This window comes from Streptomyces sp. NBC_00557 (assembly GCF_036345995.1).
In the GTDB taxonomy this organism is placed as follows: domain Bacteria; phylum Actinomycetota; class Actinomycetes; order Streptomycetales; family Streptomycetaceae; genus Streptomyces.
This window is the reverse complement of sequence record NZ_CP107796.1, coordinates 5,396,333-5,417,044: the sequence shown is the minus strand read 5'-3', so window position 1 is coordinate 5,417,044 and position 20,712 is coordinate 5,396,333. Positions and strand designations below refer to the sequence as shown.

General features: G+C 69.9%; 16 protein-coding genes. 1 reads left to right on the top strand and 15 read right to left on the bottom strand.

Features of this window, described 5'->3' with window-relative positions; genetic code table 11:
* Nucleotides 1-476: 476 nt before the first annotated feature.
* Both OG956_RS23655 and OG956_RS23650 read right to left on the bottom strand, forming a co-directional pair.
* Nucleotides 477-3,098 (bottom strand): amino acid permease, encoded by a 2,622-nt coding sequence (locus tag OG956_RS23655; protein ID WP_330339989.1) that lies wholly within the window; start codon nucleotides 3,096-3,098, stop codon nucleotides 477-479.
* A gap of 177 nt (nucleotides 3,099-3,275) precedes the next feature.
* Nucleotides 3,276-4,148 (bottom strand): LysR family transcriptional regulator, encoded by an 873-nt coding sequence (locus OG956_RS23650; protein WP_330339988.1) that lies wholly within the window; start codon nucleotides 4,146-4,148, stop codon nucleotides 3,276-3,278.
* Between the two features lie 91 nt (nucleotides 4,149-4,239).
* On the opposite strand from OG956_RS23650, the gene OG956_RS23645 reads away from it, so the two are divergent.
* A complete protein-coding gene (locus tag OG956_RS23645) occupies nucleotides 4,240-5,457 on the top strand; it encodes an MFS transporter (RefSeq protein ID WP_330339987.1) in 1,218 nt (405 codons plus the stop codon).
* 506 nt (nucleotides 5,458-5,963) lie between these two features.
* Here OG956_RS23645 and OG956_RS23640 read toward each other — a convergent pair.
* The 13 genes from OG956_RS23640 to OG956_RS23580 form a co-directional block, all read right to left on the bottom strand.
* Nucleotides 5,964-6,815, bottom strand: a complete 852-nt coding sequence (locus OG956_RS23640) for a COG4705 family protein (protein WP_330339986.1) — start codon at nucleotides 6,813-6,815, stop codon at nucleotides 5,964-5,966.
* Nucleotides 6,816-7,118: 303 nt separating this feature from the next.
* Entirely contained in the window at nucleotides 7,119-7,592 is a 474-nt protein-coding gene (locus OG956_RS23635; RefSeq protein ID WP_330339985.1) for a hypothetical protein, read from the bottom strand.
* On the bottom strand, nucleotides 7,561-8,019 hold the full coding sequence (locus OG956_RS23630; RefSeq protein WP_330339984.1) for a hypothetical protein: 459 nt from the start codon (nucleotides 8,017-8,019) through the stop codon (nucleotides 7,561-7,563). The genes OG956_RS23635 and OG956_RS23630 overlap by 32 nt, the downstream gene beginning before the upstream one ends.
* 459 nt (nucleotides 8,020-8,478) lie before the next feature.
* Nucleotides 8,479-10,440, bottom strand: a complete 1,962-nt coding sequence (locus OG956_RS23625) for a TIGR03960 family B12-binding radical SAM protein (RefSeq protein WP_330339983.1) — start codon at nucleotides 10,438-10,440, stop codon at nucleotides 8,479-8,481.
* Between the two features lie 70 nt (nucleotides 10,441-10,510).
* Nucleotides 10,511-12,019, bottom strand: coding sequence for a CYTH and CHAD domain-containing protein (locus OG956_RS23620; protein WP_330339982.1), 1,509 nt, complete (start codon nucleotides 12,017-12,019; stop codon nucleotides 10,511-10,513).
* Between the two features lie 138 nt (nucleotides 12,020-12,157).
* Nucleotides 12,158-13,051 carry an IS982 family transposase gene (locus OG956_RS23615; protein ID WP_330335877.1) on the bottom strand — a complete coding sequence of 298 codons (894 nt, stop codon included), beginning with the start codon at nucleotides 13,049-13,051 and terminating at the stop codon, nucleotides 12,158-12,160.
* 55 nt (nucleotides 13,052-13,106) lie between these two features.
* Complete coding sequence (gene rodA / locus OG956_RS23610) at nucleotides 13,107-14,303, bottom strand: rod shape-determining protein RodA (RefSeq protein WP_330339981.1); 1,197 nt, start codon at nucleotides 14,301-14,303, stop codon at nucleotides 13,107-13,109.
* Complete coding sequence (mrdA, locus tag OG956_RS23605; protein WP_330339980.1) at nucleotides 14,300-16,558, bottom strand: penicillin-binding protein 2; 2,259 nt, start codon at nucleotides 16,556-16,558, stop codon at nucleotides 14,300-14,302. Before mrdA ends, rodA begins: the two co-directional genes overlap by 4 nt.
* Nucleotides 16,559-16,725: 167 nt before the next feature.
* Nucleotides 16,726-17,403 (bottom strand): rod shape-determining protein MreD, encoded by a 678-nt coding sequence (gene mreD, locus OG956_RS23600; RefSeq protein WP_330339979.1) that lies wholly within the window; start codon nucleotides 17,401-17,403, stop codon nucleotides 16,726-16,728.
* 14 nt (nucleotides 17,404-17,417) lie between these two features.
* Entirely contained in the window at nucleotides 17,418-18,359 is a 942-nt protein-coding gene (gene mreC, locus OG956_RS23595; protein ID WP_330339978.1) for a rod shape-determining protein MreC, read from the bottom strand.
* Nucleotides 18,360-18,523: 164 nt separating this feature from the next.
* On the bottom strand, nucleotides 18,524-19,543 hold the full coding sequence (locus OG956_RS23590; protein WP_014672705.1) for a rod shape-determining protein: 1,020 nt from the start codon (nucleotides 19,541-19,543) through the stop codon (nucleotides 18,524-18,526).
* 323 nt (nucleotides 19,544-19,866) lie between these two features.
* Entirely contained in the window at nucleotides 19,867-20,280 is a 414-nt protein-coding gene (ndk, locus tag OG956_RS23585) for a nucleoside-diphosphate kinase (protein WP_330339977.1), read from the bottom strand.
* A 65-nt stretch (nucleotides 20,281-20,345) separates the two neighbouring features.
* Nucleotides 20,346-20,708 carry a DUF4233 domain-containing protein gene (locus OG956_RS23580; RefSeq protein WP_330339976.1) on the bottom strand — a complete coding sequence of 121 codons (363 nt, stop codon included), beginning with the start codon at nucleotides 20,706-20,708 and terminating at the stop codon, nucleotides 20,346-20,348.
* Nucleotides 20,709-20,712: the final 4 nt, after the last annotated feature.

The window sequence follows — 20,712 nt, the reverse complement described above, 5'->3', positions numbered from 1 at the left end:
CGCCGGACGTCCGCGCGGGCCTGCCGTACCGTCCGGCGGCCGCCGCGAGCGCGTCGCGCACGGCCCGGCCCCGCCACGCGTGCGCCCTCGGCGGCTGGCCGCAGGACGGCCTCCCGCACGAGGTGGCCGACCGGGGTGAGGACGGCCCGGTACGCGCGGCGCAGCGGCTCCACGAAGATCCACCGGAAGAGGGTCCCGAGAGCGCGCCCCACGACCCGCGAGATCCGCCCGGCGATGCGCCAGGCGTGCCCGGGGGCGTCGCCTGTCTCTCGCGCGACGGCGGCGAGCACGCGGCGGCGGGGGCGTGGACCCGGCGCCACAGCGCGACGGCGGGCAGGACGAGGAGCACGCGCACGATCCGGTACGGGGCGACCCCCACGCCGGTGCCGATCACGGCGAGCAGGCGGCCCAGTCCGCGGGCGCACCGGGCGACGGCCATGGTCGGGAACCCGGTGGACGTCCGGTGCCGGCCGGTGTCACGGCATGTCCTGCTCGGTCCAGATCGTCTTGCCCGTGGGCGTGTACCGGGTGCCCCAGCGGTGGGTCATCTGGGCGATGATGAACAGGCCCCGCCCTCCCTCGTCCTCGCTCGCCGCGTGCCGCAGATTGGGCGAGGTGTGGCCGGTGTCGGACACCTCGCAGATCAGGGCCCGGTCGCGGATCAGGCGTACCCGGATCGGACCGCCGACGTACCGGATGGCGTTGGTGACCAGTTCGCTGACGATGAGCTCGCTGGTGAACGCCAGGTCGTGCAGGTCCCAGTCGCTGAGCTGCTTGCCGACGGCGGTACGGACGGTGGCCACCGCCGCCGGGTCGGGGAGCACCGACCACTCGGCGAACTGGGTGCGGTCGAGCATGCGGGCACGGACCAGGAGCAGCGTGGCGTCCACGTCGACCGGTCCGGGCAGCAGGTCGGCCACCGCCCTGTCGCACAGCGCGTCCAGGGATCCCCGGGCGCCGGTGAGGACGCGCGCCAGCTGGGCGAGCCCGGCCTCCCGGTCGGGGGCCGTCTGCAGGAAGCCGTCCGTGAAGAAGGCGAGCAGACTGCCCGGCGCGAGTTCCAGTTCCGTGCTCTGGTACGGCAGGCCGCCGACGCCCAGCGCCGGTCCGGGCGGCACCCGCGGACGGTGCACCAGGCCCGTGCGCGGGTCGACCACCATCGGCGCCAGGTCACCGGCCCGCGCCAGGCTGCACTGCCCCGAGACGGGGTCGTAGACCGCGTACAGGCAGCTCACGCCGAGCGCCTCGTCGGTGTGCGGCCGCGGCCGGCCCGGGCCGCGGCGGTGCCCGCCCTCGCACGCGCTCTCCTCGACCAGGTCGGCGAGCCGGGACAGGAGCTCGTCCGGGCTCAGGTCGAGCCGGGCCAGGACGCGCACCCCCGTACGCAGGCGTCCCATGGTGGCCGCGGCCCGCAGTCCGTGACCGAGTACGTCGCCGACGACCAGGCCCACCCGGGTGCCCGACAGCGGGATGACGTCGTACCAGTCGCCGCCCACCCCGGAGCCGTTGTCGGCGGGCAGGTAGCGGCTGGACGCGTCCACGGCGGCGTGCTGCGGCAGACGGCGCGGCAGCAGGTTCCGCTGGAGTTTGAGGGCGACGCCGTGGCCGCGGGTGACCACCGGCGTCAGCAGGAGACCGATCAGCAGGGCGCCCAGACCCAGCACGGTGACCCCGCCGGTCCGGCCGATCAACGGCACGTCGATGATGGTCTCGCCGTACTGGGGGTTGGCGTAGACCACGAAGGTGGCGTAGACGAAGAGCAGGGCCATGACCAGCCCGCCGAGGCCCGGCAGGACGCCCTTGAAGACCAGGTTTCCGGCGTTCTCGGCGAGGGCCTTGCGGTGGTACCAGACGCAGGCGAACCCGGTCACCCCGTACTGGAAGGCGATCGCGAGACCGACCGACTCGATCGTGTCGGCCATCACGTTCCGGCTGAGCAGGGCCATCAGGACGTACAGGGCGAGCGAGGCCACCCCCATGCCCAGGGTCCCCCAGGTCGGGGTGAGGAACCTGCGGTGGACCCGGGCGAACCGGGCCGGGACGGCCTTGTGGACCGCCATGGAGAAGACGGTCCTGGCCAGCGGCAGGATGGTGGTCACGGCGGAGGCCAGCGCCGAGGTCAGCACCATCAGGATCAGCAGCCGCGACAGCAGCAGGCCGACGCCCTGGCTGCCGAACACGGCCTGGCCCAGTACGGAGAGCACATCGTCGGAGTTTCGCCCGTTGCGGAGCCCGATGCCGGAGGTGCCGATTCCCGCGAACGCCTGCGCCGAGGTGGACACCAGCCCGTAGATGACCAGCAGCAGCACCGTGGCCAGGATCGCGGCGCGCCCGGGGATGCGGGTGCTGTCGACGGTCTCCTCGTTCACCGAGAACGCGGTGTCCCAGCCCCAGTAGATGAAGACGCCCGCGAGCAGGCCCGAGGTCAGGGCCTTCGCCGAGGACACGTCGAACGGGTTGAACCAGGAGGCCGACACATGGATCGCCGTGGGCGGCGGGTCGGTGTAGACCCTGACCAGCGCGGCCAGCGCGAACAGGACCAGCACCGCGACCTCGAGGCACAGCAGCCAGCGCTGGACGGCCGCCGAGAACTCGATGCCGACGTAGCAGACCGCGGTCAGCACGACGATCCAGCCGACGCCCACCACGGTGGTCCACAGCCGGTCGTCCGCCAGGCCGTCCAGGCCCACCAGCCGGAAGCCGTAGGCGGCGGCGACCTCGGCGAGGTTCGCCATGACGAGGACGTTGGCGACGATGAGGCCCCAGCCGCCCATCCATCCGACGCGCGGCCCGAAGGCCCGGGTGGCCCAGGTGAAGGTGGTGCCGCAGTCGGCGTTGCTGGCGTTGAGCTCCCGGAAGGCGTACGCGACCAGCAGCATCGGGACGAACGCCAGCATGGTGACGATCGGGGCCTGCAGTCCGACCCCGGCCACGATGATGCCCAGCGTGGCGGCCAGGCTGTACGCCGGCGCGGTGGAGGCGAGGCCCATGGCCACCGAGGAGAACAGGCCGAGCGCATCGCTCTTGAGCCCCTTGCGGCCCGCCCCTGTGCCGGGGGCGGGGCGGCCGACGGACACGTCGCTGCCGAAGACCCTCACACTTGATTCCAACCCCACCCGCCACCCTCCGCAACAGCGGTGCGCCGAACCTCCGCGGCGGGGGGACGACGACCGCTCCGCTCACACCGAGCGGCCACGCGCACTGAGGCGAGCGGGGCACTCGACCGAGGGGGACCGAGGCGCCGGCGGATGACCTGAACGCACCGGGAGCAAGGGTCAGTACGCCGCGAGCAACTGCTCGAGCAGAGCCGCGGTGGCTTCGCCGGTCGAGGTCCGTGTCACGACGTTGAACTCCCAGGTGATGTCCTCGTTCAGAGGGACGACCGCGATGTCCTCGCTTGGCGGGACCAGCAGTTCGGGAAGCAGCGCGATGCCGAGGCCGTTGGCGACGAAGACCGGGATCGAGCTGGTCTCGGTCGCCTCCACCGCGACGTCGCGCACCACCCCGCGTGCGCCGAGCGCGGCGTCGAGGACGTCCCGGTTGCCGAAACCGACAGGCGCGTCCACGAAGCGCTCATTCGCGAGGTCCGTCAGCGTCAGTCCCGCGCGTGACGCGAGTTCATGGCCGGCCGGGAGGACGACCGCGTAGGGCGTCGTGGCGAGCCGGTGCACTGTGAGGCCTGGGCCCGCGGTGGCCGCCGGGAGCCCGTACAAGCTGAGATCGAGCCGCCCCCGCCGCACGGCGTCGGCGAGCTCCGCCGAGCCGGACGAAGACGCGCGCAGCCGGAGGTCGACGAGCGGGTGTTCGCGGTGAAAGGCGCCGATGACGCGTGGGATCGCGAGGTAGCTCACGCTGGAGAACACCCCGATGCGCAGCTCGCCCCGCAGTTCGCCTCGCGGGTCGGCTGCGGTGCGGGCGCGCGCCTCGGCGTCGGCGAGCGCGCGAAGCGCGGGCAGCACCGCCTCTCCGGCGGCGGTGATCCGCACCCCTCGCTGGTCTCGTTCGAAGAGCACGGTGCCGAGTTCCCGTTCCAGCGCCCGAACGCCGGCGGAGACGGTCGACTGTGCTGCGTAGACGCGTTGCGCGGCACGGGTGAAGCTCAGCTCGTCGGCGACCGCGATCGCGTACTCGACCAGTCGGGTCTCCATCTCTCCGCCTCCCGGCACCATCGGTCGCGTCGATAACTGTGACCAAGTGTATGCGTTGGACGCGATGACATGAGGTGTCGAGCATGGAGGAATGACGACAACTGCTGCTCCGGCCCGGACTCCGGCCACCGAACGACTTCCGCACGGGGCGGGGTTCTGGATCATCGCGCTCGCCTTCGGCACCGAGCTCGCGTTCTGCGCCGTCCCGACGCCCCTCTACGCGATCTACCAGCAGCGCGACGGCTTCCCGACGATCGTCCTCACCGTCATCTTCGGCGCATACGCGGTCGGGGTCATGCTGAGCCTGTATCTCGCGGGCCATGTCTCCGACTGGCTGGGACGCCGACGCGTGATCCTCGGCTCGCTGCTCGTCAACCTGGTGGCCGCGATCCTCTTCCTCGTCCGGAACGACGTCGCCGGCCTCATCGCCGCCCGCTTCGTCAGCGGACTCGGCATCGGCATCCTCACCGCCACGGCGACCGCGCACCTCTCCGAGCTCGGTGCAGCGGCCCACCACGCCAAAGGTCGCGTCGCCCTCGTGTCGGCCTTCGCGAACCTCGGCGGCATCGGCCTCGGCCCGCTGATCGGCGGGCTCGTCGCGACCTGGTCCACGCGACCCCTCATCACCCCCTACGTGGCCTTCGCCATCGTCCTGGTCGTCGAAGGGATCCTGGTCGCCCTCGTTCCCGAGACGATCGAGCGCCGTGAGGAGCGCCCCGCCTACCGGCCGCAGCGCGTCGCGGTGCCGGCGGCGGGCAGGGGCGCGTTCTGGGCGGCCGGAGCGGCGGCGTTCGGGGCGTTCGCAGTGTTCGGCACCTTCATGGGACTGTCCTCGACCTTCCTCGTCGGTCTCCTCGGGCTGCGTTCGCACCTGCTCGCCGGTCTGGCGCCCTTCGTCGTCTTCATGGCCGCAGCCCTCGCGCAGATCCTCACCGTGCGGCTGGCGACGCGCCCTCAGATCGGGCTCGCCATCGCACTCGCCACGCTCGGGCTCGTGACCATCGGCGTCGCCGCCCTCGTCGCCTCACTTCCGCTCTTCCTCATCGGCGGCGGGGTCGCGGGCGCAGGGATCGGCATCCTGTTCCGAGCCGCCCTCGGCACCGTCGCCGCGGTCGCGGACGCCGAGCGTCGAGGCGAGGCGCTCGCCGGCATCTTCCTCATCGCCTACGCCGGCATGACCATCCCGCCGCTCCTCACCGCCGGCGCGCTCAGGGTCTGGCCCACGGTCACCGTGCTCGTCGGCCTGGTCACCCTCGCCGCGATGCTTGTCGCAGTCTCCGGCTCCCGGATGCTTCTGCTTCGACGCTGAAACCCTGGGGCAGGGAGGCATCCGCAGCCGACCCACAGCCCGGTGAAAAGACAACCCAGACTGGACAGCCCGGCTCCCAGCAGTACGGAGCCCCCTTCCCGGCAGGGAAGGGGGCTCGACCGCACTCGTCTCAGTGCGCGTGCCCGCTCGCAGCCGGCGCCGGACCCGCGTTCTTGACCGTCAGCGGCAGGAGCTTCTTGCCGGTGGGGCCGATCTGGATGTGGGTGTCCATCTGCGGCTGAACCACACCGAAGACTGGGCCGATTCAGCGCCGTGGACAGTTCTGCGCGGTTTACCGCAGAAGCCACCGATCGGCGCAGGACCTCTGGTCTCAGACTCATGTAATGGTCATCCCGCAGCGTGACGTCCAAGGGGCATCACGCAACGAGCCAGGGTCACCTACCCGTAGTGAGGAGGCGCTCCCTGGCCGTTTCTCCGCCAGATCGCGGAATTCGTATCCGTGAACTTCCGGCCCCCTGGGCGAGGATTCGCGCCCCGACCAGTGCTTACCGAGGACTTGCTTCCTGGCGGGCCGCTGCGGCCTCCGGGCCGACCGTCTCAAGGCTCGGTGTGACGGCCTTGCGCTCCTGGATGTGCGCGTAGGCCATCAGGCCGAGCAGGACGGCGAGCAGCACGGCCGAGGAGCCCGCGGTGCCGAGGTTCAGTCCGCCCTTGGCGACCGGCTTGGTGAGGAAGTCGCCGGCGGTGGCGCCGAGGGGGCGGGTGAGGACGAAGGCGATCCAGAACAGGAGGACGTTCGGGACGGCGGGCGCCTTCATCAGGACGACCAGCACGACCAGCACGCTGGACACCAGCGCCGCACCACCCAGGTAGCCGAGTCCGGAGCTGTCGGACAGGAAGTCACCCATCGAGGTACCGAGGGTGTTGGAGACGAGGATCGCCGCCCAGAACAGGGCCTCGCCCTTGAAGGTGACGATGTCGCGGATCTGGAACGTCATCCCGCTGATCCTCCAGGCGACGAAGATCGCCAGGAGGATGGAGACGAGGATCGCGGCTCCCTCCGGGTAGCCGAGGCCGAGGCCCTGCGGGCCCCAGCCCAGTGAAGTGGCGCCGCCCGAGAGGTACTTGTCGCTGGCGTCGCGGTTCATGAAGTCGGACATCGTGGTGCCGGCCATGCTGGTCGACAGGATCACGGTCCAGTAGAAGAACGGGTTGTAGCGCGCGGATCGCAGCTGCACCACCAGCGTCACCACGAAGATCAGGAACAGGGCGATCGTGGTGAGGAAATAGCCGATTTTGAGCGTCTGGGAGAACAGGTCGCCCGCCGTCTCACCCAGGGTCGTCGCGGCGATCTTCATGATCCAGAACGCCAGCGTGACCTCGGGCAGCTTCTTCATCACAGACTTCGTCGACGTCAAAAGGGTGCTCCTGTACTTGTGGGGGGATCTCCGTTCGACCCTGACAAGGTCGATCTGAACGGGGGTGCGCACCACGGATCTTGCGTCAGTGCGCCCGGCGTGCTTTACCTGTCAACCTCACCCGCGCCGGAGGCGGAGGAGGCCAAGGATCGTCATGGCACCGGAACGCCTCCGGTTCTACGATTTACGGCGGCCGGGCACGCCGTGTTCACGGCGAGCGGGCTACGCGGAAGGCACCAGAGAGATCTCGGACAGGCTCGGCGCCGCCCTCATGTGCCAGCCTCAGCCCCACTCAGCTCGGCGATCGGCCCGACCACTCCCCTTCGGCCTGTGGCGGCTAGGTTTGCCCGCGTAGTCAGCCGACAAGGTTGCCGTTGATGGGTCGACGGGCTGGAGATCGTGGCTGTCGGTAGGGGAGAGGGTATCCACCGTGCGGGTCTGTCGGCGGTCGGTGAGCATCTGCCGGCCCACCAGAATGGCCAAGACAGCGAGCAGCGCGGATGAGGTGACCGTGGTTCCTGCTCCAAGTCCGCCCTGTGTGACGGGCTTTTCCACCGCGTTCTCCACCACCGCTCCGAGCGGGCGCGTCAACACGTAGGCCGCCCAAAACAGCACCGTGCCCGAGATCGGCGTCAGATAATGCGTGGCAAGGATCACGAGCATGGCCCCGCACAGCAGCAGAGAGCTGTCTCGGAAGCCGAGGCCCAGACCGCCGGAAAGGAAGTCACCGCTGGAGGTGCCCAGCGTGTTGGACACCAATTGCCGCGGTCCAGTACAAGACCTCGCCCTCCGTGGTGGCGATCCGCTCGACATCCATGGTTTGTCCGGTCATCCGCCACCCGATCAGCACGATTGCCAGCAGGCTGGTCAGCAGAATCGAGCCACCGGCGTAGCCGAGCCCGGCCGTGCGGTTGATGTAGTCGGACGTCGAGGTGCCCACGATGCTGGTGGTCAGAATGACCGACCAGAACACCACCGGGCGGAAGCGGTCGGCCTTGAGCTGCATCGCCAGGGTGACCACCAAGGCCAGTAGGAAGATCATCGCGCCGACGGCGTAGCCGAGGTTCAATGGCGCCATCGTGACGAAGTCCGATGCCGACTCGCCCAGTGTGGTTGCGACGATCTTGGTCGCCCAGAACATCGTGCCGACCATCGGCAACCTGCTCACGGCAACCTTGCTCATTGAAGGTCCCATCCTCACCCCTCACGAAGCACCGGCCCGCCGAATCCCTCGTGGCGGACCGCAGACCTGGCCCGCGAGTCCATGGGTCCCCAACGCGGGCGCTCGATCCCGCTTCATCCTGCTGATCCACCCGACAGGGCGATGGTCGAGGGGCGTCCGGCAGATAAAGCACCTGCTGGCTTGGCACGGGTGCTGCGAAAACCACCGAGCCCTCTCCTGATCAGGGAGAGGGCTCAGAACGGCATGCACCTGCGCAAGGAGCCGTAGGGAGCTCAGACCCACTCCACCTCTGAGCGAATGCGCGAGCAGCCTGCCGACTCCGGCAGGGGCGTACAGAGGGTCCGCTTCTGGGCCGCCGGCCGACGTCCAGAAACACCGACAGCAGCCAGCACAGCCGCTACCTCCTCCTCACTCACCCCGGCCAGCGCCTCCATCACCCGATCGAGTGCCTCGCCCACCTCAGTGCGAGTGACCACTCGAAGCCGGCGCCTGACCTGCGTTCTTGACCGTCAGCGGCAGGAGCTTCTTGCCGGTGGGGCCGATCTGGATGTGGGTGTCCATCTGGGGGCAGACCCCGCAGTCGAAGCAGGGGGTCCAGCGGCAGTCCTCGACCTCCGTTTCGTCGAGGGCGTCCTGCCAGTCCTCCCAGAGCCAGTCCTTGTCCAGGCCGGAGTCGAGGTGGTCCCAGGGGAGGACCTCCTCGTAGGTGCGCTCGCGGGTGGTGTACCAGTCGACGTCCACGCCGTAGGGGGCCAGCGCCTTGTCGGCGCAGGACATCCAGCGGTCGTAGGAGAAGTGCTCGCGCCAGCCGTCGAAGCGGCCGCCGTCGTCGTAGACCGCGCGGATGACGGCGCCGACGCGGCGGTCGCCGCGGGAGAGGAGGCCCTCGACGATGCCCGGCTTGCCGTCGTGGTAGCGGAAGCCGATCGAGCGGCCGTACTTCTTGTCGCCGCGGATCTTGTCGCGGAGCTTGGCCAGGCGGGCGTCCGTCTCCTCCGCCGAGAGCTGCGGGGCCCACTGGAAGGGGGTGTGGGGCTTGGGGACGAAACCGCCGATGGAGACCGTGCAGCGGATGTCGTTCGAGCCGGAGACCTCGCGGCCCTTCTGGATGACGTGCGTCGCCATGTCGGCGATCTGCAGGACGTCCTCGTCGGTCTCGGTCGGCAGGCCGCACATGAAGTACAGCTTCACCTGGCGCCAGCCGTTGCCGTACGCCGTGGCGACCGTGCGGATCAGGTCCTCCTCCGAGACCATCTTGTTGATGACCTTGCGGATGCGCTCCGAGCCGCCCTCGGGGGCGAAGGTCAGGCCCGAACGGCGGCCGTTGCGGGTCAGCTCGTTCGCCAGGTCGATGTTGAAGGCGTCGACCCGGGTGGAGGGCAGGGACAGGCCGACCTTGTCGTCCTCGTAGCGGTCCGCCAGGCCCTTGGCGATGTCGCCGATCTCCGAGTGGTCCGCGGAGGAGAGGGAGAGCAGGCCCACCTCCTCGAAGCCCGTCGCCTTGAGCCCGCGGTCCACCATCTCGCCGATCCCGGTGATGGAGCGCTCGCGGACCGGGCGGGTGATCATGCCGGCCTGGCAGAAGCGGCAGCCGCGGGTGCAGCCGCGGAAGATCTCCACCGACATGCGCTCGTGGACCGTCTCGGCCAGGGGGACCAGCGGCTGCTTGGGGTACGGCCACTCGTCCAGGTCCATGACCGTGTGCTTGGACACGCGCCACGGGACGCCGGAGCGGTTGGGAACGACGCGGGCGATTCGGCCGTCGGGGAGGTACTCGACGTCGTAGAACGCCGGGACGTACACCCCGCCGGTCTTCGCCAGGCGGAACAGCAGCTCCTCGCGGCCGCCGGGGCGGCCCTCGGCCTTCCACGCGCGGATGATCGCGGTCATGTCGAGGACGGCCTGCTCGCCGTCGCCGAGGACCGCCGCGTCGATGAAGTCGGCGATCGGCTCCGGGTTGAACGCGGCGTGGCCGCCGGCCAGCACGATCGGGTCGTCTTCCGTGCGGTCCTTGGACTCCAGGGGGATCCCGGCGAGGTCCAGGGCGGCGAGCATGTTCGTGTAGCCCAGCTCCGTGGAGAAGCTGAGGCCGAGGACGTCGAAGGCCTTCACCGGGCGGTGGCTGTCGACCGTGAACTGCGGGACGCCGTGCTCGCGCATCAGCGCCTCCAGGTCCGGCCACACGCTGTAGGTGCGCTCGGCGAGGACCCCCTCCTGCTCGTTGAGGACCTCGTAGAGGATCTGGACGCCCTGGTTGGGCAGGCCGACCTCGTACGCGTCCGGGTACATGAGCGCCCAGCGGACGTCGCACTCGTCCCAGTCCTTGACGGTGGAGTTGAGCTCTCCGCCGACGTACTGGATCGGCTTCTGCACGTGGGGGAGCAGAGCTTCGAGCTGCGGGAAAACCGACTCGACAGGCATCTCGCGAACCTTCATGAGCTGACAGGGGTGACCATCAAGCGTAACCCGCCCGGAGGACTCCCCCGAACGCTCAGAGGCCCGTCCCGGAACCGGCCTCCTTCCACACCGCGGGCAGGTCCGCCTCGGCCTGCGCCGCGCGTGCCTCCTCGCGGCCGTACAGCAGGCCGTAGGTGAACGTGCTCTCCCCCGCCGCGTGGGCCACCGCGGACAGCTCGCGCAGGGTCAGGCGGGTCATGACGCTGTCCTGGTGGTCGCCGAGCAGGGTGGTGAGGGACTTCATGGACCTGGCGAGGGAGCGGGCCGGTTTGCCGAGGGCCGGTGTGGCGGCCTCGGCCGCGTACCGGGTGCGCTTGGCCTTCTTGCGGGCCTCGTGCACGGCGACGTCCCGCTCCTGGCCGGGCGGAGCGGCGAGCGCGCGCTCGACCAGGGCGGAGAGCGTGGCCAGGTCCTTGTGTACGGCCTTGGCGAGCGCCTTCTCCGGTCGTTTCCCGGCGGCCTTCCGCAGGGGCGGGGCGGCGAGGAGGGCGTCCAGGGTGTCGAGGAGGGTGAGGTAGCGGCGGGAGTCCAGGACGCCGGTGAGGTGGGCGTGTGCGCCGCCGTGCCGGGCCTCGGCCCAGGCCGCGAGGCGTTCGCGGACGGGGCCAGCGACCAGCTCGGGCGGGAAAGAGTCGACGGCGGCCGTCAGGCGTTCGGCCTGCACCTCGTGGTCGCGGTCCACGCCCAGCTCGGCCGCGAGCCACTTCAGCTCGGCGGCGACGGGGTCGGTGACCGTGCGGTCGAGGAGGGAACGGAAGGTGCGCAGGGTGCTGCGGGCGCGGCGGGTGGCGACCCGCATCCGGTGCACGGAGTCGGGCACGTCCCGGCGGACGGCGGGGTCCAGCTCGACCAGGGCGTCCCGCTGGGCGCGCAGATAGGCGAGGACGTGGTCGCCGGTCGTCACCGGCGGTGCGGGGGCGTCGTTCCCGCGGCGGTGTCCTCCGGTCTGTTCCAGGGCGCGGGCGAGTTTCGACGGCGAGGCCGAGGGACGTACGCCGGCTCTGCGCAGCCGTTTCTCCACCTGGTCGAGGAAGGCGGGGTCGCCGTCGTCGGCGAGTTCCACCTCGATCTCGGTCCACTGGGCGGCGCCGCCCCTGCCGTCCAGCCGCTCGGCGGTCACGGTGTCGACGCTCGCCTCGGCGAGCAGGGTGCCCTCGGCGTCGACCAGGTGGCGGACATCGCGGGCGGAGCGCAGCCGGACCAGCGGGACCAGCTCGGCGTCGCGGACCCGGGAGCGGACGAGGGCGGCGATCTCCTCGGGGACGGTGTCGGAGAGCGGGGCCCGGATCTCGTCCCGTACGCCCGGCTCGACCGGGACCTTCAGATGCCAGCCGGCGTCCGTGCCGCCGGTGCGGCGGCGCAGGGTGAGGGCGGCGCTGGTCAGGCGCTGGTCAGAGGTGTCGTAGTAGGTGGCGTCGAGTTCGACCAGGCCCTTGTCGAGGACGGCCGCCACCCCGGCGACGCCGGTCAGGTCGGGCAGGCCGCTGTCGTCGGACTCGTACTTGCGCTCGATCTCGCGTTTCTCATCCGCCTTATCCGCCATGGACCGAATCTAGTGGCCCGCAGGGCGGCACGGCAGGGGCCCTTCCGGGTGGATGGCCGGGAAATTTCCGTCGTCCGCCCGGTGAACGCCCCTGGCCCGAGCCGCCGGGGGCCTAGACGAGTAAGTCCGAAGGGTTGGTCAGTGGTCGTAGGCGATCAGTGAGCGTGTGATGGCTCGGCCTGTGTTGCGGTTGTGCCAGATCGCGGTCGTCATGGCGAGGATCCGTTGTCCGACACGGGCGAGAACGCCGGCGGGGGTTCTCGCGCCGTGACGCTCGAGGTCGAGCTGGCCCTTGAGGGTGTCGTTCACCGACTCGATGAGCTGACGGATGGGCTTGAGAAGGTGTTCGCCGGGCCGGGGGGTGATGTTGCGGTAGGTCGGCCGCAGCAGGGTCAGGCCGTGCTCGGCCATGAAGGCGTCGAGGTGCCTGGATACGTAGCCCTTGTCGCCGACGATGGTCTGTCCGGGGTGGGTGGCCAGTAGGTCCTGGTCGCCGGTGAGCATGTCGGCCAGCACCTCGCGTTCGTCAACTTTGGGGTTGGCCAGGGCCCAGGCGATCGGGAGGCCGCCGGGGGTGCACACAAGGTGAAGACGCAGGCCCCAGAAGAACCGGGAGTGCGAGGGGCAGTAGCCGTAGCCGGCCCAGCCGGCCAGGTCGGAGCGCTTCGCGGTGGGCCGTGAGCGGGCGCACTCCACGGGGGTGGAGTCCACGATCCACACGTCGTCGTGCCAAAGGTCGCTGTCCCGGGCCAGGGTGCGGATGAACCTGCTGATCAGCGTGTTCGCGGCCCGCAGGCGTTTGTTGTACCCGGACTGCCCGGGCAGGTAGGGGAACTCGGCCGCCAGATGGACGCGGGCGAACCGCAGCCAGCGGGCTTCGGAGACGAACCCGAGCAGGGCCTGCATCACCGCCAGCGTCAACAACTCGGCATCGCTCAGGCTCGGCGGGCGGCCCCATCGACGCGATCCTGCCAGAGAGTCATCGATCTTCACGTACAGTGCAGTCGCGAGGGTTTCGAGGTCTGTCGTCACAAACGGACCAACGAGACCCTCGCTTCATGCACTCGGCCCCTTCGGACTTACTCGTCTAGGCCGACATGGGTCTTTGCACCTTGATCGACTGCAGGAGTCCCACGGCCACCCACGCGGCGAACATCGACGAGCCTCCGTAGGACACGAAGGGCAGCGGCAGGCCGGTGACCGGCATGATGCCGAGGGTCATGCCGATGTTCTCGAAGGCCTGGAAGGCGAACCAGGCGACGATGCCGGCGGCCACGATCGTCCCGTACAGCTCGGTGGAGTCGCGGGCGATGCGGCAGGCCCGCCACAGCACCACGCCGAGCAGGAAGATGATGAAGCCGGCGCCGACGAAGCCCAGCTCCTCCCCCGCGACCGTGAAGACGAAGTCGGTCTGCTGCTCGGGCACGAACTGGCCGGTTGTCTGCGAGCCGTGGAAGAGCCCGGCCCCGGTCAGACCGCCGGAGCCGATGGCGATGCGGGCCTGGTTGGTGTTGTAGCCGACGCCGGCCGGGTCGAGGTCCGGGTTGGCGAAGGCGGCGAAGCGGTTGATCTGGTACTGGTCCAGGATGTGCAGCTGCCAGATGGCGACGCAGCCGATCACTCCGGCGATGAGCAGGCCGAAGACCCAGCGGTTGGAGGCGCCGGAGGCGAGCAGCACGCCCAGGATGATGGCCACCATGGCGAGCACCGAGCCGAGGTCCGGCATGAGCAGCAGGATCAGGCACGGTACGGCCGCGAGGCCGAGGGACTGGGCCACGGTCCGGTGGTCCGGGTAGGGCTTGTCGCCCGCGTCCACCCGGGCCGCGAGCATCATCGCCATGCCCAGGATGATGGTCACCTTGAGGAACTCGGCGGGCTGCAGCGAGAAGCCGCCGATGACGAGCCAGTTGCGCTGGCCGTTGATGGTGGCGCCGAGCGGGGTGAGGACCGTCAGGGCCAGCAGGACGGACAGGCCGTAGAGGACCGGCACGGCGTTGCGCAGGCCGCGGTGGCCCAGCCAGAGCGTGCCGATCATGAGCGCGAACCCGATGCCGATGTTCATCAGGTTCCGTTCCAGGAAGAAGTACGGGTCGCCCTGGTTGATCTCGGTGCGGTTGCGGGTCGCCGAGAACACCAGCAGGGACCCGATCAGGGACAGGGCGATCGCGGCCAGCAGGATCGGCCAGTCGAGCCGGCGGGCCAGCGAGTCGCGGGCGAAGATCCTGGTCCAGCCGGCCCGCTCCGGGCCGTACCCGGAGACGGAGAAGCTGTTCGTGCCGGTCATGAGGGCATCCTCCGGCTTCCCCTCCTGCGGCGGGCGCCCGCCCTGCGGGTGTTGCGGTTTCCGGCGGTGGGCGAGGGGGTGGTGGCGGGCTGCTGCTGGTCGGTGCCGTTGCTGGGGTTGTCCTGCTGGGAGGCCTCGGCGTCCTTCGCCGGGTCGCCGGTGATCTTCGGGGAGGCGATCGTGCCGTCCGGGCGGACCTTGGGCAGGCCCTTCTGCGGCTCGGGCAGGAGCGCCTTCTTCTTGTCGATGGAGCCGTCGCCCTGGACGCCGTAGAGCGCGCTGTAGATGTTGCGCACGGCCTCACCGGAGGCGCCGGAACCCGTACCGGCCTGGGCGATCGTCATGATCACCGTGTAGTCCTTGGAGTAGGTGGCCAGCCAGGACGTGGTCTGCTTGCCGTAGACCTCCGCCGTACCCGTCTTGCCGTGCAGCGGGATCTTGTCCTGCGGCCAGCCGTTGAACTTCCACGCCGCCGTACCGCGGGTGATGACGCCCGCGAAGGCGTCGTTCATGCCCTTGAGGGTGGCCTGGCTGACGGGCAGTTTGCGCGCCACCTTCGGCTTGATCTGCTGGACGGTCTTGCCGTCGGGGCTGATGATCGCCTTGCCGATGGTCGGGGCGTACTCGGTGCCGCCGTTGGCGACGGCGCTGTAGATCATCGCCTCCTGTATCGGCGTGACGAGGGTGTCGCCCTGGCCGATGGAGTAGTTGATCTCGTCACCCTCGCGCATCTTGTTGCCTTCGAGGCAGTTCTCGTAGGCGATCTTCTGGACGTAGGAGCCGTCCTTCTTGCCGGTCTTGCACCAGGCGTCCTTGTTGGCCTTCCAGTAGTCGAGCTTCCACTGGCGGTCGGGGACCCGGCCGGTGACCTCGTTGGGCAGGTCGATGCCGGTCTCCTTGCCGAGGCCGAACTGGTGGGCGGTCCTGAAGAACCAGTCCTTGGGCTGGCCCTTCTTCGGGTTGATGCCGCCGTCCTTCTTCCACTCCTTGTCGGCGAGGCCGTAGAAGACGGTGTCGCAGGAGACCTCCAGGGCGCGGCCCAGGGAGATGTCGCCGAAGTTCTCGCCCTCGAAGTTCTTGAAGACCTGGCCGCCGACCGAGTAGGAGCTGGTGCAGGGGTAGCCGCCGTCCCAGGGGTAGCCGGCGTTGACCGCGGCGGCGGTGGAGACCACCTTGAACGTCGAACCGGGGGCCGCCTGGCCCTGGATGGCCCGGTTGAGCAGCGGGTAGTCGGAGTCCTTGCCGGTGAGGGCCTTGTAGTCCTTGGCGGAGATGCCGCCCACCCACACGTTCGGGTCGTAGGTGGGGGCGGAGGCCATGGCGACGACGCGGCCGGTCTTGGCCTCCATGACCACGACGGCGCCGGAGTCGGCCTTGTAGTTCTCGCCGGTGATCTTGTCGAACTGCTGGCGGGCGGCCTTCATCGCCTTGTCCAGTTCGTACTCGGCGACGCGCTGGACCCGGGAGTCGATGCTGGTGACCAGGTTCGCGCCGGGCTCGGCGGCGTCGGACCTGGCCTTGCCGATGACCCGGCCGAGGTTGTCCACCTCGTAGCGGGTGACGCCGGCCTTGCCGCGCAGCTCCTTGTCGTACTCCCGCTCCAGGCCGGAGCGGCCGACCATGTCGGAGCGCAGGTAGGGCGAGTCGGTGTTCTTGGCCTTCTCGATCTCGGCGTCGGTGACGGGCGAGAGATAGCCGAGCACCTGGGCGGTGTTGGAGCCGCCGGGGCCCGGGTAGCGGCGCACGGCCTCGGGCTCGGCGGTGATGCCGGGGAAGTCCTCGGCGCGCTCACGGATCTGCAGGGCCTGCTTGGGCGTCGCCTCGTCGGTGATCGGGATCGGCTGGTACGGCGAGCCGTTCCAGCACGGCTTGGGGGTCTTGGCGTCGCACAGCCGGACCTTCTGGATGACGTCCGCGGGCTTCATGCCGAGGACGCCGGCCAGCTTGGTGAGGACGGCCTTGCCGTCGTCCTTCTGCTTGAGCAGGTCGGTGCGGGAGGCGGAGACGACCAGGCGGGTCTCGTTGTCCGCGAGGGGTACGCCGCGGGCGTCGAGGATGTCGCCGCGCACGGCCGGGTCGACGACCTGCTGGACGTGGTTGCCGGACGCCTCCTTCTGGTACTGGGCGCCCTCGCGGATCTGCAGGTACCACAGCCGGCCGCCGAGCGTGCCGAGGAGGGAGAGGACGAGGATCTGGATCACGACGAGCCGGATCTGGACCCGTGGGGTCCGGCCGGTCTCGGGGATGTTGGTCACGGCGGTTGTCTCCCCCTCTCAGTGTGTGCGCGTCCGCGCGCGCGGCGCCGGTGTGCGACGGGCGTGTGCGCGTACGCATGATGAACGACCAGCCTGTGAACGCCCGTTCCGGGAAAGCCGACCCGTTCGGGTGAACTCGCCGGAACGCGGGACTGCCTGACCGTGTTTCACAGCCGCTTGACCCCCTTGATGCGGCCGACCCGCGCGGAGCGGGTGCGGGCCTTGGCCCTGAGCGAGCCGAGGCCGCCGCGCTGGCCGCCGATGCGCAGGCCGGTGCCGGAGGAGAGCCAGCCGGTGGAGATGTCGCCGGCCTTGGCGGCGGGCCCGGTCTCGGTCAGCGGGTCGTTGTCCGCGCGGCGGGCCAGCCACATGATGCCGGGGACCACGAACGGGGCGAGCAGCAGGTCGTACAGGGCCGCCGAGAACAGCAGCCCGGGCAGGCCGACATGGCGGGCGGCGGTGTCCCCGACCAGCGCGCCGACGCCCGCGTACAGCAGCGTGGAGCCGATCGCGGCGGCGACCACGACGGCCATCGGGCCGCTCGCCGACTTCAGGCGGCCGTTGTCCGGTTTGATGAGCCCGGCGAAGTAGCCGATGACGCACAGCACGAGGGCGTAGCGGCCGGCCGCGTGGTCGGCGGGCGGCGCGAGGTCGGCGAGCAGGCCGGCGCCGAAGCCGACGAGGGCGCCGCCGACATGGCCGTACACCATCGCGAGGCCGAGGACGGTGAGCAGCAGCAGGTCGGGGACGGCGCCCGGCAGATGCAGGCGAGCGAGGACGCTCACCTGGATCACCAGGGCCACGACGACCAGCGCGCTGGAGAGCAGGATCCGGTTGAGGCGCATGGATGAGTCAGCTCCTACTGCTGCTGGCCGGTCGTGTCGTTCGCGTTCGCCGAGGGGGTCACCGTGACGGTCACCGTCGGTGTCGGGACCGGTTTGGGCTTGGCCGGCAGGACTTCGTCGCGCGGGTCCTTCTTGGGGGCCTGGACGACCACGCCGACGATGTCGAGCTTGCTGAAGCCGACGTACGGGGTGACGTACACCGTGCGGGTCAGGCCGCCGTTGGAGGGCTCGACGCGGGAGACCACGCCGACCGGCACTCCCGGCACGAACGGCTTGTCGGCCTCGGAGCCGAAGGTGACGAGGCGGTCGCCCTTCTTCACCTCCGCCTTGGCGTTGAGCAGTTCCACGCGCAGCGGGCGGTCGCCCTGCCCGGAGGCGAAGCCGAGTTCGTCGCTGCCCTCCATGCGGGTGCCGACCGTGAAGTCGGGGTCGTTGGCGAGCAGCACCGTGGAGGTGTCGGGGCCGACGGTGGTGACGCGGCCGACCAGTCCGTCGCCGTTGAGGACGGTCATGTCGCGCTTGATGCCGTCGTTGGCGCCCGCGTCGATGGTGATGGTCCAGGAGAAGCCCTGCGCCGCTCCTATGGCGATGACCTGGGCGCCCTTGATGCCGTACTGGCCCTCGCCGGCGAGCTTCAGCATCTTGTCGAGCTGGTTCAGCCGGCTGCGGTTGCGGTCGTCGCTGCCGAGCTTCGCCTTGAGAGCCGCGTTCTCCTTCTCCAGCCTGGCGAGCCGGTCGTGCCGGTTGCCGGAGTCCCTTATCGCGGAGACGGCGTTGCCGACCGGATCGACCGCCGAGGACAGCCCGTTCTCGACCGGGCCGAACACCGCGGCCGCGGCCTGCCGGGCGCCGTCGACCGGGGAGTTCCGGCCCCCGCGGATATCCACCGTGATCAGCGCGAACGCGATGGCGACCAGCAGGACCAGGAGCAACCGGCTCTCTTTCGTGTCCCTCACGTGCGGCGGCCGTGCCCTTCCTCAATAGGAATTCGAGGGGCCCCGGCGACGCGCCTGCGGAATACGCAGTCACAAGGGGCCCGATTGCGGGAGCTTATGCCTCTATATCAACGATCCGCCGCACGAGAGGAGAACGTCTCGTACGGCGGAAACGAAGAGTCGCGTCATCGGCGCGGCTGGGCGTCCAGGACCTGCTGGAGCGCCTCGAACTCCTCGACGCACTTGCCGGAGCCGAGCGCGACGCTGTCCAGGGGGTCCTCGGCGATGTGGATCGGCATGCCGGTCTCCCGGCGCAGCCGCTCGTCGAGCCCGCGCAGCAGGGCTCCGCCGCCGGTCAGAACGATTCCTCGGTCCATGATGTCGCCGGACAGCTCCGGCGGGCACTTGTCGAGGGTCGTCTTGACGGCGTCCACGATCGCGTTGACCGGTTCCTCGATCGCCTTGCGGACCTCGGCGGCCGAGATGACCACGGTCTTCGGCAGGCCGGACACCAGGTCCCGGCCGCGGACTTCGGTGTGCTCGTCGGTGTCGAGGTCGTACGCCGAACCGATCGTGATCTTGATCTGTTCGGCCGTGCGCTCACCCAGCAGAAGGCTGTACTCCTTCTTGATGTACTGGATGATCGCGTTGTCCAGTTCGTCGCCCGCGACGCGGATGGACTGGGCGGTGACGATGCCGCCGAGCGAGATGACCGCGACCTCCGTGGTGCCGCCGCCGATGTCCACCACCATGTTGCCCGTGGCCTCGTGGACCGGCAGCCCGGAGCCGATGGCCGCGGCCATGGGCTCCTCGATGATGTGCACCTGGCGCGCACCCGCCTGGGAGGACGCCTCGATCACGGCGCGGCGCTCGACGCCCGTGATGCCCGAGGGCACACAGACGACGACCCGCGGACGAGCCAGATACCGCCGCTTGTGGATCTTCAGGATGAAGTAGCGGAGCATGCGCTCGGTGATCTCGAAGTCGGCGATCACGCCGTCCTTCAGCGGGCGGACCGCCACGATGTTGCCGGGCGTCCGGCCGATCATCTTCTTCGCTTCGGCACCGACTGCGAGGATCCCACCCGTGTTGGTGTTGATCGCGACGACGGACGGCTCGTTGAGTACGATTCCGCGACCCCTGACGTACACCAGCGTGTTGGCGGTCCCGAGGTCGACAGCCATGTCACGGCCGATGAACGACATAGAGTTCCCCATCCGGATTCATCTGGCCTTCCCATAGCTTTTGAGGGCATATCAGGTCGGCGAGGCGGGTGCTGTGACGTGAAGGCTTCCATCGTAAACGCGCCTGCACGAACACTGCGCGAGGGTCTCCGCCATTGTCACCAGATGGCGGCCCGCCCCGCTTGTGGAGACGGTCCAACGGGGGCACGCGTTCCCCCGATCGGTGCGGCATATGCCAAGGGACGGCCGGAAATGTTCGGCCGTCCCTGGTCAGGCGCGGGCTCGGCGAGCTGACGCCGCCTCAGAAAAAATTCCGCGAAAACTCTTCCCGCGGTGCGCGCCGCTCAGCCCCGGCCCGGGAAGAAGATCTTCACCTCGCGCTCGGCGGACTCCTCGGAGTCGGAGGCGTGGATCAGGTTCTCCCGGACGATGACGCCGTAGTCGCCGCGGATGGAGCCAGGCGCGGCGGCGATCGGGTCGGTCGGGCCGGCGAGCGCCCGGACGCCCTCGATGACCCGCTCGCCCTCGACGATCAGCGCGACGACGGGACCGGAGGACATGAACTCCACCAGCGGCTCGTAGAACGGCTTGCCCACGTGCTCGGCGTAGTGCTGCTCCAGCGTGGCACGGTCCAGGGTGCGCAGCTCCAGCGCCGTGATCCGCCAGCCGGCCTTGCGCTCGATACGGCTGATGATCTCGCCGGTCAGGCCTCGACGGACGGCGTCGGGCTTGAGGAGGACGAGGGTGCGCTGGCTCACGGAAGGCTCCTTACGCGACGGACGTGTGCGGTGGGACGAGGTTACAGGGCGTGTCGGCCCGTCCGTCACACAGCGTCAGGTGTGGAGGAGCCGGACTCCGCCTGGGCGGCGAATCTGGCCTTCGCCTCGTCCACCTTCCGACCGAAGTGCACCGATGCCCACCACAGCCCGGCGAACACCGCGCCCATGAAGTACATGGTCGGGACGAAGACGCCGGAGGCGATCAGGGCGATCTGCAGGGCCCAGCCGAGGGCCACCCCGCCGGGCCGGGTCACCATGCCGCACAGCAGCACGCACAGCAGCATGGCGATGCCGCTGACCAGCCACACCGTCGAGACCGACAGGCCCGGGTCCTTCATCGCGACGAGCCCCGCGAAGCCGATGACGAAGAACTCGCCGATCAGGGTGGAGGAGCACAGCGTACGCATGCGC

Excerpts from the sequence above, each read along its gene's own strand:
- mreD (WP_330339979.1), bottom strand. The coding sequence starts at position 17,403 with ATGCGCCTCAACCGGATCCTGCTCTCCAGCGCGCTGGTCGTCGTGGCC.
- OG956_RS23620 (WP_330339982.1), bottom strand. The coding sequence starts at position 12,019 with ATGGCGGATAAGGCGGATGAGAAACGCGAGATCGAGCGCAAGTACGAG.
- OG956_RS23650 (WP_330339988.1), bottom strand. The coding sequence starts at position 4,148 with ATGGAGACCCGACTGGTCGAGTACGCGATCGCGGTCGCCGACGAGCTG.
- rodA (WP_330339981.1), bottom strand. The coding sequence starts at position 14,303 with ATGACCGGCACGAACAGCTTCTCCGTCTCCGGGTACGGCCCGGAGCGG.
- OG956_RS23630 (WP_330339984.1), bottom strand. The coding sequence starts at position 8,019 with ATGAGCAAGGTTGCCGTGAGCAGGTTGCCGATGGTCGGCACGATGTTC.
- OG956_RS23625 (WP_330339983.1), bottom strand. The coding sequence starts at position 10,440 with ATGCCTGTCGAGTCGGTTTTCCCGCAGCTCGAAGCTCTGCTCCCCCAC.
- OG956_RS23645 (WP_330339987.1), top strand. The coding sequence starts at position 4,240 with ATGACGACAACTGCTGCTCCGGCCCGGACTCCGGCCACCGAACGACTT.
- OG956_RS23590 (WP_014672705.1), bottom strand. The coding sequence starts at position 19,543 with ATGTCGTTCATCGGCCGTGACATGGCTGTCGACCTCGGGACCGCCAAC.
- OG956_RS23580 (WP_330339976.1), bottom strand. The coding sequence starts at position 20,708 with ATGCGTACGCTGTGCTCCTCCACCCTGATCGGCGAGTTCTTCGTCATC.
- OG956_RS23640 (WP_330339986.1), bottom strand. The coding sequence starts at position 6,815 with ATGAAGAAGCTGCCCGAGGTCACGCTGGCGTTCTGGATCATGAAGATC.